The organism is Kutzneria sp. NPDC052558 (assembly GCF_044547355.1).
Classification (GTDB): domain Bacteria; phylum Actinomycetota; class Actinomycetes; order Mycobacteriales; family Pseudonocardiaceae; genus Kutzneria.
In genome coordinates this window covers 53,237-64,902 of record NZ_JBIUAG010000021.1, presented here as the reverse complement: position 1 = coordinate 64,902, position 11,666 = coordinate 53,237, and the positions used below count along the sequence as shown (strand labels likewise).

At 72.3% G+C, this 11,666-nt stretch carries 13 protein-coding genes; 5 read left to right on the top strand and 8 right to left on the bottom strand.

All coding sequences use genetic code 11. The features are described from left to right. Positions 1-181: 181 nt before the first annotated feature. Both ACIG5F_RS31815 and ACIG5F_RS31810 read right to left on the bottom strand, forming a co-directional pair. Entirely contained in the window at positions 182-1,921 is a 1,740-nt protein-coding gene (locus ACIG5F_RS31815) for an FAD-dependent oxidoreductase (protein ID WP_396523608.1), read from the bottom strand. An 18-nt stretch (positions 1,922-1,939) separates the two neighbouring features. Beyond that, positions 1,940-2,815, bottom strand: coding sequence for a helix-turn-helix domain-containing protein (locus tag ACIG5F_RS31810; RefSeq protein ID WP_396523607.1), 876 nt, complete (start codon positions 2,813-2,815; stop codon positions 1,940-1,942). Positions 2,816-2,928: 113 nt separating this feature from the next. Between ACIG5F_RS31810 and ACIG5F_RS31805 the strand changes: the two genes are divergently transcribed. The 3 genes from ACIG5F_RS31805 to ACIG5F_RS31795 are packed head-to-tail and all read left to right on the top strand — an operon-like array spanning position 2,929 to position 4,312. Next, positions 2,929-3,210, top strand: a complete 282-nt coding sequence (locus ACIG5F_RS31805) for a TetR-like C-terminal domain-containing protein (protein ID WP_396523606.1) — start codon at positions 2,929-2,931, stop codon at positions 3,208-3,210. After that, the gene (locus ACIG5F_RS31800) at positions 3,207-3,746 is read left to right on the top strand and encodes a phosphotransferase (protein ID WP_396523605.1); all 540 of its coding nucleotides are present in this window, start codon (positions 3,207-3,209) and stop codon (positions 3,744-3,746) included. The genes ACIG5F_RS31805 and ACIG5F_RS31800 overlap by 4 nt, the downstream gene beginning before the upstream one ends. Positions 3,747-3,778: 32 nt before the next feature. Then, positions 3,779-4,312 carry a GNAT family N-acetyltransferase gene (locus ACIG5F_RS31795; RefSeq protein ID WP_396523604.1) on the top strand — a complete coding sequence of 178 codons (534 nt, stop codon included), beginning with the start codon at positions 3,779-3,781 and terminating at the stop codon, positions 4,310-4,312. Positions 4,313-4,319: 7 nt separating this feature from the next. Here the strand turns inward: ACIG5F_RS31795 and ACIG5F_RS31790 are convergent, their stop codons facing one another. The 4 genes from ACIG5F_RS31790 to folE form a co-directional block, all read right to left on the bottom strand. Then, complete coding sequence (locus ACIG5F_RS31790; RefSeq protein ID WP_396523603.1) at positions 4,320-4,700, bottom strand: hypothetical protein; 381 nt, start codon at positions 4,698-4,700, stop codon at positions 4,320-4,322. 72 nt (positions 4,701-4,772) lie between these two features. Continuing rightward, positions 4,773-5,213, bottom strand: a complete 441-nt coding sequence (locus tag ACIG5F_RS31785) for an HNH endonuclease (RefSeq protein ID WP_396523602.1) — start codon at positions 5,211-5,213, stop codon at positions 4,773-4,775. A 68-nt stretch (positions 5,214-5,281) separates the two neighbouring features. Continuing rightward, positions 5,282-6,151, bottom strand: coding sequence for a LysR family transcriptional regulator (locus ACIG5F_RS31780; protein WP_396523601.1), 870 nt, complete (start codon positions 6,149-6,151; stop codon positions 5,282-5,284). 10 nt (positions 6,152-6,161) lie between these two features. After that, the gene (folE, locus tag ACIG5F_RS31775; protein ID WP_396523600.1) at positions 6,162-6,749 is read right to left on the bottom strand and encodes a GTP cyclohydrolase I FolE; all 588 of its coding nucleotides are present in this window, start codon (positions 6,747-6,749) and stop codon (positions 6,162-6,164) included. A gap of 104 nt (positions 6,750-6,853) precedes the next feature. Here folE and ACIG5F_RS31770 point away from each other — a divergent pair, with 104 nt between their 5' ends. Beyond that, positions 6,854-7,549 carry a helix-turn-helix transcriptional regulator gene (locus tag ACIG5F_RS31770; protein WP_396523599.1) on the top strand — a complete coding sequence of 232 codons (696 nt, stop codon included), beginning with the start codon at positions 6,854-6,856 and terminating at the stop codon, positions 7,547-7,549. 106 nt (positions 7,550-7,655) lie between these two features. Further along, the gene (locus ACIG5F_RS31765) at positions 7,656-8,879 is read left to right on the top strand and encodes a glycosyltransferase (RefSeq protein WP_396523598.1); all 1,224 of its coding nucleotides are present in this window, start codon (positions 7,656-7,658) and stop codon (positions 8,877-8,879) included. On the opposite strand, the gene ACIG5F_RS31760 is transcribed toward ACIG5F_RS31765, so the two are convergent. Then, positions 8,854-10,323 (bottom strand): AMP-binding protein, encoded by a 1,470-nt coding sequence (locus tag ACIG5F_RS31760; RefSeq protein ID WP_396523597.1) that lies wholly within the window; start codon positions 10,321-10,323, stop codon positions 8,854-8,856. The two genes, ACIG5F_RS31765 and ACIG5F_RS31760, sit on opposite strands and share 26 nt — an antisense overlap. A 103-nt stretch (positions 10,324-10,426) precedes the next feature. After that, positions 10,427-11,557 carry a molybdopterin molybdotransferase MoeA gene (locus tag ACIG5F_RS31755; RefSeq protein WP_396523596.1) on the bottom strand — a complete coding sequence of 377 codons (1,131 nt, stop codon included), beginning with the start codon at positions 11,555-11,557 and terminating at the stop codon, positions 10,427-10,429. Positions 11,558-11,666: the final 109 nt, after the last annotated feature.

Below are 11,666 nucleotides of genomic sequence, written 5' to 3'. Positions count from 1 at the left end.
GGGGTGTCGTTGGGGGGGCGCGGGGGGGGGGGCTAGAGCCGTTACTCCGCCACCCCCCGGTGGGGGGCCGGGGGGGGGGGGCGGGGGGGGGGGGGGGGGCGGGCGGCCGCCCCCCCCCACGCCGGCGCCGCCCGCAAGCCCGTCTCCACCGGGGCCAACCTGCTGGAGTTCGAGGTCGCCCTCAACGTGGTCCCGAAGCAGGCCTGACGACCGAGGTGTACGCCCGCGCCAGCGCGGCCGCCGGATCGGCCGGCAGCCGCGCGGCGCGCCAGGCGATGTAGCCGTCCGGCCGCACCAGCAGCGCGCCGTCCTCGTCGATCTCCCTGGCCCGCAGCCAATCCCCGTACGCGTCGCGCAGGCCCTCCACCCCGATCCGGACCACCGTGACCGGCAGCTCGGCCGCGGCGTCGACCCAGGCCGTGCCGGAAACGCCGGTGAGCACGGTGAACCGGCCGTGGCCGACCAGGTCCAGTGTGGACAGTCGGTGCCCGTCCGCGCCGACCAGCCACGCGTGCGGCAGCTTCGCCCCCGGCCGGGTCGTCGGCTGGTGGTGGAGCTCCCTGTCCCGCCGGAACTCCTCCTCCGGCGCGTCGTCGGGGATCACCGCCGCGGACTCGTAGCGCTGGTTCATCTCCACGCCGTGCGCGTTGAACTCGTAGTTCTTCAACTCGATGGCCTCGGCCATCCGGGCCCGCCGGGCCGCCCCGTCGGCGTCCGGCGCGTCCAGCGCCTTCATGCCCAGGGTGATCGCCTCGTCGTCACCGCCGCCGGCGATGCCCAGCGTCTCGAAGATCGGCAGGAACTGGTCCCGGCTCAGGTTGGCCCGGTCCACGATCTGCCGGCCGACCGGCGCCCGCTCGGCGCTGTAGCTGTCCAGCAGCGCCGGATCGGCCTCGCCGCGCACCACCATCGCCAGCTTCCAGGCCAGGTTGTACGAGTCCTGGACGGACGTGTTGGAGCCCAGGCCGTTCGACGGCGGATGCCGGTGCACGGCGTCGCCGGCGCAGAACACCCGGCCGGCCGAATAGGCTGTGGCGTAACTGTGATTGACCGTCCACAGTGAAATCGAGCTGATCCGCACGGCCAGTTCCGGGTCGCCGACCAGGTCCCGCACGATCGCCGTCGCCGCCTCGTCGTCCACCTCCGGCGGCGCCTGGTTGATGTCGTAGCCCCAGGTCAGCAGCCACTGGTGCCACGGCCGCACGCACCGGACCAGCCCCATACCGATGCCGCCGGTCTCCGCGCCCGGGCGCATCACCCAGTACAGGATGCTCGGCCGGTGCGCGACGTACCGGCTCAGGTCGGCGTCGAAGACGATGTTCATGCTGCCGGCCTTGCCGGTCCGGCCGGCCACCGGCAGGCCGGCCTGCTCGGCCACCAGGCTGCGGCCGCCGTCCGCGCCGATCAGGTAGCGGGCCCGGATGGTCTGCGTCTCGCCGCGCACCCGGTCCAGCACCGTCGCCGTCACGCCGTCGTCATCCTGGTGCAGGGAAAGGAACTCCGTGTCGAACCGGATCTTCGCGCCGCGCTCGGCGGCCCGCCCGACCAGGATCGGCTCCAGGTAGTTCTGCGGCAGGTCGATCATGCCGCAGGGGCTGGCCGCGGTGTACTCGGTCAGGGCGGCGTCGCCCGTGCCCCAGGTGCGGATGCGGCCGATCTCGGCCCCGGCCAGGGACGTGCACAGCACGGTGTCTCCCATCAGGTGCTGGGGCGTGCCCTTGGCCTCCGCCTCGGCCTGGATGCCCAGATCCCGCAGGACCTCCATGGTGCGCTGGTTGGTGATGTGCGCACGCGGGGTGTTGGCCACCCAGCCGTACTTGGTGACCAGGGTCGTCTGTATACCGTATGTGGCCAGCAGTAGGGCGGCCGATCCGCCGGCGGGGCCGCTGCCGACGACCAGGACGTCGGTGTCGTGGGTCATCGGCCGAGTATCGCCGGGTCAGACCGCGTTCGCCTGCACGGAATGCGCGCCCGGCTGCACGTTCTGGGCGTGCGCGCGGACCGAGCCCGGGGTGGTGCCCAGGCGGGACCGCATCACCCGGGTCAGGTGCTCCTGGTGGCTGAAGCCACACCGCACGGCGATGTCGGCGATCGGCAGCGTGCTGGTGCGCAGCAGCCGTTGCGCGTGCCGGACCCGCAGGCCGACCAGGTAGCGGTGCGGGGTGTCGCCGGTGCTGGCCTTGAACAGGCGTACGAACTGGCTCACGCTCAGCGCCGCCGCATCGGCGAGATCGGCCAGCGGCAACGGCTCCGCGATCCGGTCCTCGATCAGCTCCCGCACGGCCGCGAGCTGGCGCTCGGTCAGGCCGGCCGTGGGCGGCGGCAGCCGCCGGCGCGCGAGGTGGCTGGCCAGCAGGGCCGTCAGGTGGTCCACGTAGGTGCGGGCCGAGGGCTCCCAGTGCCGCAGCACGCCGTCCAGGGCCAGCATCAGCTGCTCCACCAGCGGATCGACCGCGCCGACCTCCTCGTTCAGCCGGACCTGGTCGGGGCCGAACGCCTCGTCGGTCAGGTAGACGTGCACGGTGTTCAGGCCGCCGCCGAGCTCGACCGTCAGATCGTGCCCGGCCGGGTGCACGAACAGGCCGCCGGCCGGCACCGTGCACGCCCGGTCGTGGCCGCGGCGGACCTTGACCGGGCCGTCCAGGTGCAGGATCACCATGCTGGTGGCGGCCGCGTCGAAGCTGGCCCGGTAGGCGCGCTCGGTCTGCGTGGAGACGAAGACCTGGTCCAGGCCAAGGCCGGCGCTGGACCGCCGGGGCCGCACCCACGGCTGGCTGAGGATGCCGTTGGTGTCACGAAGGCCCAGTTCGCGCACGGCACGCAGTATACGCCGAAGGTAGTTGAACTCACAATTATCTGTGGCTGGAATCGATCGGTGGTCAGCCGGCCATTCCCGGCGGAAGAGCTGTTTCGCGCACGATTCTGGCCATGCGAACCACCGTGCAATTCGCCGGCGGCCCGACCGCGCTGCTCGACCCGGTCTTCGCCGTCCAGTTCCGCGACCGCTTCCTGTTCGGCCGGCGCGACGCCCTGCGCACCGTGCTGACCCGGGCCGCGGACCGCGGCGAGATCGCCGCCGACGTCGATCCCGAGCTGCTGCTGGATATTGTCTTCGGTGTGCTCTGGTACCGACTGCTGCTCGACCACGCGCCGCTCGACGAGGACGCCGGCCGGCAGCTGGCGACGCTGGTCGTGCGGGCCGCCCGGTGAAGTCCTACGAAGTCGTGACCCACGGCCATTCCGGGGCTCGGGTGCTGCGCTATCTCGACGGCTCCGGCTACCTCAAGACCGTTTCCCCGGCCGACGAGGCCGCCGCCGACCTGGTCGACGCCGAACGGGATCGCCTGCTGTGGCTGGCTTCCCGGGGCGTTCCCGTGCCCGCCGTGCTCGACGCCGGCCGGGGCTGGCTGCACACCGCCGCCGCGCCCGGCCGTCCCGCCTCCGCCCCGTGGTCACCGTCCGAACGGGACGGTGTCGCCACGATTCTGGGTGAGACGCTTCGGCTCCTGCACTCCGTCGACCCCGCCGGCTGCCCCTTCGGCGCCGGACCCGTTGTCGGGCATGGCGATTACTGCCTGCCCAACGTCCTCATCGCCGGCGATGCCGTGCACATCATCGACGTCGGCCGGGCCGGCCTGCTCGATCCTTGCGTGGATATCGAAGACTGCCTGCGGAGCATCCGCGGTCCGCTCAACCCCCAGTTCGGCGAGTCCCACGCCCGGCGTTTCCTCGCCGCGTACGGTTAATTCGGTTGCCCCGCGTTGCTACCTTCGGGCCCATGCTGACCGGCAAGCTCGTCCGACTCCGGGCGCTGGAGCCCTCCGACGCCGAGGCCCTCTACCGCTGGAACGCCGATCCCGTCGTCGGCCGCTGGATGGTCAACGACTATCCCGAGTCCCTGGCCCAGCTCACCAAGCGCCTCGGCGAGGACCGTGCGCCCAACAGCTACAACAAGCTCGTCCTCGCCGTCGAGACCCTCGTCGACCCCGTGCCCATCGGCGTCATCGCCCTCACCGACGCCGACCCCGAGAACGGCCGCGCCGAGCTCGACGTCTACATCGGCGAGGCCTCCCACCGCAACGGCGGCTACGGCACCGACGCCATCCGCGTCCTGTGCCGCTACGGCTTCGACCAGATGCGCCTGCACGGCATCTGCCTCTGGGTCGTCCCCGAGAACGAAGCCGCCCGCCATGTGTACAAAAAACTCGGCTTCGTCGAAGAAGGCCGCGAACGCGAACGCTTCCGCCGCGACGGCCGCTGGCACGACCTCATCGTCATGAGCCTGCTGGACGGCGAACTCGTCGACGAGTGACCCGGGGTCAGTCCTGTTCCGTGCGGGCCAGGATGGCCGGGAAGACGCGGGCGAACGAGGCGAGGCTCTTGTGGGGCTCGGCGGTGAGGACACGGTGGGCGATGGTGAAGGGCAGGGCGGTGTTGCCCTTGACCACGACCACAGGGGCGGAGGACCGGTCGTGCTCGCCCCACGCGCCGCCGTAGGCGTGGATGAGGACCTCGCCGGTGTAGGCGCCGACGAGCTGCCACCAGAGCTCCAGCCGGGACTCGGGGAGGGGGCCGTCGGCGAGCAGCCGGGCGCAGACGTCGTCGAGCGCGGTGAGGCTGTCGAGCGTCCAGTCGAGCTGCTGGGAGAACTGGTCGGCGACCAGGGAAACGCACTGCTCGGCGACGAAGCGGAGATCCACGGGGGCAATCCTGTCAGGTGGCGGCGCGCGTGAGTGGCTCTTTCGAGCCACTCACGCGCGGACAAGGCGAAATCAGGCCTGGAGCTGGGCCCAGGACGGGGCGTGCGGGGTGACGAGCAGGCGCAGACCGGCCTCGGAGAGCAGGCGGCTGCCCTTGGCGGCGTTGCAGCGGGCGCAGCAGGCGACGGTGTTGAGCCAGCTGGTGCGGGCGCCACCACGGGACAGGGGCAGCACGTGGTCGACGGTGTCGGCGGGGCGGCCGCAGTAGGCGCAGCGGTGGTGGTCCCGCTGGAGCACACCGCGGCGGGACCACCGGGGCGGGCGGCTGTAGCGCCACTTCATGACGACGTAGCGGACGAGCCGGACGACCCGGGGCCGGGGGTAGTGGCCGAACGTGGTGTCGGAATCGGCCTCGTGGATCTCGGCGACCCTGCGCACGAGCATACGGACGGCATGGTTCACCGACACGGTGTGCATCGGCTCCAGGCTCGCGTTGAGTACCAGTACGCCCACGGTGGACCACCTCCCTTCGAGGCGCAATCGTCGCCGCGGCAAGGGGAGTAGTCAATCGCAATAACGGATCAGTCCAAAGAGGACAGTGCGCCGAACACGGCCCGGATGCGGGGCAGGTGCTCACGGCCGCGCCGGGCGGCGATGTGCACGGAGTTGACGACGGGCGAGGAAGGCCGGTGCAGCACGGAAAGTCGCCCGGCGGCCAGGTGCTCCTCGACGAGGTAGTGCGGCGCGACGGCGAGGCCGGCGCCGGCGAGCACGGCGGCGACGACGGAGCGGAAGTCGTTGACGATGAGGGCGGGCGCGGGCGGCCGAATGGCCCAGCACTCGCGGAAGTACCGGCGTGCCATGGGCATCTCCTCGGAGTAGCCGACGAAACGCCGTTCCTGCCCCGGTTCGTACGGCTCGTCGCCGGCCCGCCCGACCAACAGGAACCGCTCCTCCAGCAGCGGCACGAGATACATCCGCCGGGTGGGCACGCCCTCGATCTTGGTCAGCAGCGCCACGTCGATCTCGTCCCGCAGCACGGCCTGCACGAGATCCGGCGACAGCCCGACCCGGCACCGCACGGTCAGCCCCTCGGCCAGCAACGGCGACATCCGGGTGACGACGTGCCGTTCGAGCAGGTCGACGGGAGCGCCGACGAACACGGGCCCGGCCCCGGACAGGGTGGCGGAGCGCAGGCCGTCCAGGGCGCCTTCGAGGGCGTCGATGTGCTCGGCGACCTCGGCGGCCAGGCTGTGACCGGCCTCGGTCGGCGTGATGCCGCGCCCAGCCCGCCGGAACAGCGGCCGGCCGACCGACTCCTCGATGGCCTTGAGGTGGTGCGACACCGCGGGCTGCGACAGCCGCAGCGCCTCGGCCGCCCTGGCGACCCCGCCGGTCCGGTACACGCTCAGGAACGACCGCAGGGCAACCAGTTCGGGACGGTTCGACACCCGGACCAGTCTATTTGACGCCGGCCAGCGCGAAGAACTCCTGCCGCGACCGCGCGTCGGAGCGCAGCGTGCCGAGCAGGGTGGAAGTGACGGTGCTGGAGCCGGCGGCCCGGACCCCGCGCAGCGTCATGCAGGTGTGCTCCGCCTCGATGACCACGCCGACGCCCTTGGGCTGGAGTTGGGTGTTGAGCCAGTCGGCGACCTGCTTGGTCAGCCGCTCCTGCACCTGCGGCCGGCTGGCGAAGTGCTCGACGACCCGGGCCAGTTTGGACAGTCCGAGGATGCGCGCGTCGGGCAGGTAGCCGACGTGCGCGACGCCGACGAACGGCAGCAGGTGGTGCTCGCAGACCGACCGCACCGGGATGCTGCGGGCCAGCACCAGTTCGTCGTAGCCTTCGTCGTTGGGGAACGTGGTCAGGTCGAACGGGCGCGGCGAGAACAGCTCGGCGTAGGCCCGGGCCATCCGGCCGGGCGTGGCGCGCAGGTTCTCGTTGTCGGTGTCGACGCCGAGGGCGCGCAGCAGGTCGCCGGCGGCGCGTTCGGCGGCGTCGAGGTCGACGCCGGCAGTGTGCTCGGGCACGACCCGTAACGCGTGCATGCCGCCTCCTTCGCTCCAGTTTCGCCAATAGATGTTGGTCTTATCAACGTCGCTGGTCAAGAAGTGTGGTTGCGGACACGCTCGTAGGCGATATTCTGGTCAGGGTGAGCACCGATCGGGCGATCAGCGCCGTGGCCGCCCTCGACGACGACCTGCGACGCGGCATGTTCGACTTCATCCGCGCGGCCCGCCACCCGGTGACCAGGGACGAGGCGGCCGCGGCGGTCGGCATCTCCCGCAGGCTGGCCGCGTTCCACCTGGACAAGCTGGTCGACGCCGGCCTGCTGCGGGCCCACTACGCGGGCGCGGGCCGGGTCGGCCGGGCGCCCAAGGTGTACGAGCCCACGGACGTGGACGTGCGGGTCAGCATCCCGGCCCGGCAGTACGACCTGCTGGCCGACATCCTGATCGACGCCGTGCTGAGCGAGGACCCGCGCGGCGCGGCGGAGCCGATCGCCGCCGACCGCGGCCGGGAGATCGGGGCGGCCGAGCGCGAGGGGGAACGGCCGGGGCGGCTGGGCACCGAGCGGGCGCTCACCATGACCTGCCGGCTGCTGGCCCGGCACGGCTTCGAGCCGCTGCGGGACACCTCGACCACGGTCCGGCTGCGCGACTGCCCGTTCCACCCGCTGGCGGCGAAGTCCCGCGACTTGGTGTGCGGCATCAACCGGGCGTTCCTGGCGGGCGTGATCGACGGCCTTGAGGCCAGGACGGTGGAGGCGGTGCTCGCGCCGGGCGGCGAGGGGGCCTGCTGCGTCGAACTCCGGCCCCGTCACGAGGACCGATCGGGCGAGGGCTGACTTTTCTCCCACTCCAACCTATAACCGATAGGGGGACTTGCCGCAAGGCCCCCGGGCACCCGCACAATCAACTCCCGTAAGCCCACGAACTACGGGGGTATTTCCCATGCGTGTGTTGCTGTCGACCATCGGGTCGCGCGGTGACGTCCAACCGGTGGTGGCGCTGGCTTCGCGGCTGCGGGAAATCGGGCACGAGGCGCGGCTGTGCGCGCCGCCGGATTTCCGGGAATGGATCGAGGGGCTGGGCGTCGACTTCGTGCCGCTTGGCCCCGAGGTGCGGCCCGGGACCAGGCCGGACTCCGAGTTCCGCCGGCTCGGCGCCACCCCGGAAGGCCGCCAGCAGCTGATGGACGGCACGGTCGCCACCCAGTTCGAGACGCTGCTGCCGGCCGCCGACGGCTGCGACGTGGTGCTGGGCTGGTCGGCCCTGCAACTGGCCGCGCCGTCCGTGGCGGAAAAACTCGGCATTCGCCACGTCTACGCGGTATTCAGCCCCAATCAGCTCCCTTCCGGGCAGCACGCGCCGATCCCGCTGCCCGGGGTGGAACCGCGGCCGGGCGTCGACAATCACACGCTGTGGCAGCAGGAATCGCAGCGCTGGAACGAGCAGTGGCGGCCGGCGGTCAATTCCAACCGGGAATCGATCGGGCTGCCTCCGATCGAGGACGTGCTCAGCCACATGAACTCGCCGCGGCCGTGGCTGGCGGCGGACCCGGTGATCGGGCCGTGGCCGGAGCCGGGCGACGACGGCGTGGTGCAGACCGGCGCGTGGCTGACGCGGGACATCCGGCCGCTGCCGCCCGAACTGGCCCGGTTCCTGGACGCCGGCGAGCCGCCGGTGTTCTTCGGCTTCGGCAGCACCGGCACCGCGCCGGCCGAGGTCGCCGAGGTCATGCTGGCCTCGGCCCGCGCCCACGGCCGGCGGGCGGTGATCTCCAGCGGCTGGTCGGACCTGGAGCTGCCGGCCGGCGCCGAGGACGTGATCGTCATCGGCGAGGCCAACTTCCAGGCGCTGTTCCCGCGGGTGGCGGCGGCCGTGCACCACGGCGGCTCCGGCACCACCACGGTGACCTCGATCTCCGGCACGCCGCACGTGATCGTGCCGCACCGCTACGACCAGTTCTACTGGGCCCAGCGGATCGAGGAGCTCGGCATCGGCGCCGAGCACCGGAGCACCTCGCCGACCGTGGAGTCGCTGACCGCGGCGCTGGACCGCGTGCTGCGGCCCGAGGTGGCGGCCAGGGCGAAGGCGGTCGCCGCCGAAATGGCGCCCAACGGCGTGGAGATCGCCGCCGATCTGTTGGTCAACGGCGGCGCAGCTCCCGCTTGAGGATCTTGCCGGCCGCCGACAGCGGGAGCGCCTCGACGAACTCCACGGTGTGCGGGGCCTTGCGGGCGGCGACGAGCTGCCTGGCGCGATCGCGCAGCTCGTCGGCGGTCGGCCGGACACCGGCGACCGGCACCACCATGGCGTGTACACATTCGCCCAGGTCCCGGTCCGGCACGCCGACCACCGCGCACAACGCCACCGACGGGTGCGTGGCCAGGGCGGCCTCCACCTCGGCCGGGCACACCTTCTCGCCGCCGGACACGATCACGTCGGCGAGCCGGTCGATCGCATACAGGTAGCCGTCCTCGTCCATGAATCCGACATCACCGGTATGCAGCCAGCCGCCGCGTAGCGCCCGGGCCGTGTCCTCGGGGCGGTTCCAGTAGCCGAGCATCACGTTGTCGCCGCGGACCACGATCTCGCCGGTCTCGCCGCGTGGCGCCTCGACATCATGCTCGTCCACGACGAGCACCTCGACGTGCGGCGCGGCGCGGCCGGCGGATCCGCGCCGCCAGGGCACCAGGTGCGCGTCGGGGCCGAGCAGGGTGGCGGTCGACGCCAGCTCGGCCGTGCCGTAGAACTGCGTGAACTCGGTCCCGGGCAAGCGTTTCACCGCCCGGTCCAGCAGGGTGTCCGAGATCGGCGCCGCCCCGTAGGACAGGCGGTAGAGGCTCGACAGGTCGTAGTAGGCCGCCGCGGGCGAGTCCACGAGCAGTTGCAGCATCGCCGGCAGGACCAGTGTGTCCGTCACCCGGTGCCGCTCGATCGCCTCGGCCATGCCGGCCGGCGTGAACGCGGGCAGGAACACGTGCGTGCCGCCGAGGACGGTCCGGGACAGCCAGCCGCCGATGGCGGCGAGGTGGTGCATCGGCGCGGCGTGCAGAGACCGACCGCCGGGCATGGTGTTGGTCGCGGCCAGGACGCCCAGCCAGGACACCATGATGTTGTCGTGGCTGAGCATCACGCCCTTGGGCTCGGCGGTCGTGCCGTCGGTGTAGAAGATGCCGGCCAGCGCGTCGCCGCCGCGCCGGGCATCCGGCGCCGGCTCATGGTCGGCGATCAGACTGTCGACAGTGTTCACGCCCTCGATGACGGTTCGCAGCCGCGGGGCCTTCGGAGCCAACGCCTCGTCCACGTACAGCACCTGGGTCTGCGAGTCCCGCAGCGCGAACGCGATCTCGGCCGCCGACCACCGCGGGTCGATCGGCGCCAGCACCGCGTCCGCCCACGGCACTGCGAGCAGAAACTCGTGGTATATATCGGAATTCTGCGCCAGTAGCCCCACCCGGTCGCCGGGCCGCACCCCCAGCCCGATCAGCGCCGCCGCCAGCCGGGCCACCCGGTCGAGGCTCTCGGCCCAGGTCCGCACCCGCTCGCCGGAGATCGTCGCCGCCAGGTTCGGGGTCTGCTGCACGGCGTTGCGCGCGCACTGGGTGAGCTGCATGGCGTCGGGGCCTCCTCCCGGATGGACCCCCCATTCGTAGCCGATGGGGCGGATCCGGGGCGACGCCGACGTCCAAGGGTGCTACGTCTGAGTCACCTTTGACCTACAGCGGCAGCACCTCGACGTCCGATCCGGTCCACTGTGGAGGGACGACGGCCAGCACGTCGGCCATGGCCGCGCCCCACAGGTTGCCGGCGCGGTCGCGGCCGACCGGGACGAGGGCGTCGCCGGTGCGGACGGCCGGCACCAGACGGGTTTCTCGGGCGACGATGGTGGCGCGCAGGCGGCCGGTGAGCGGGGCGCGGGGGGAACGGCCGGCGAGGCGGTGCAGCAGCGGGGCCAGCAGGGTGTGGCCGGCGGCGAGAGCGGCGAAGGGGTTGCCGGGCAGACCGACGACGTGGCGGCCGTCGGGCAGCGCGGCCAGCAGTTGGGGATGTCCGGGCCGGCAGGCGACGCCATCGACGAGGATGTCGGCCTTGTGGCTGCCGAGGACCGGTCGCAGGTGGTCGGCGGGGCCGACCGAGGTGGAGCCGCACACCGCCACCACGTCGACGTCGTCGCGGGCCAGCGCCTCGGACAGGGCCCCGGCGCGGTCGTCGATGAACTGCGTGTCGACCAGTTCGCCGCCCGCGCCGGTGATCAGGCCGGGCAGTAGCGGGCCGATGGCGTCTCGGACCTGGCCCGGGATCGGCAGGCCGGCGCGCAGCAGTTCGTCGCCGCTCACGACCACGCGGACGCGGGGACGGCGGTGCACGCCGAGGGCGTCGTAGCCGACGCTGGCCGCGAGGCCGAGGACCGCCGGCGTGACGACCGTGCCCGCCGGCAGCACCCGTCGGCCTCGCGGCACGTCTTCGCCCCGGCGGCGGATGTGGGTCTTGGCGGCCAGCGTGCCGGAGAGCTCGGTCCCGTCTGCCGACGACATCTCGACCGGCAGAACTGCTTCCGTGCCAACGGGAACCGGTGCGCCGGTGGCGATCTCGTAGGCCTGGCCCGGCTCGATCGCCGCCACCGCGCCCGGCCCGGCCAGCCGCCGGCCGACGATCGTCCACGGGCCGTCGCCCCGGATCGCGTAGCCGTCCATCGCCGCCGTGTCGCACAGCGGCAGCGGCACCAGCGCCGGCAGGTGCTCCGCGATGGCGAGGCCCAGCGCCTCCCGCAGGGGGACCGTGATCGCTTCCAGCGGCTCGGCCGCGTCCCGCGCGACCTGCCTGGCTTCCGCCCAGCTCAGGGTCATGCTATACAACCTATCACATACTGTATACAATCAAGATGGTCGAAATGTGGTGAAGACCTCAGTGCGAACCCGGGACGGGCGGTTGACGAGCCGCCCCGATGAGTGAATC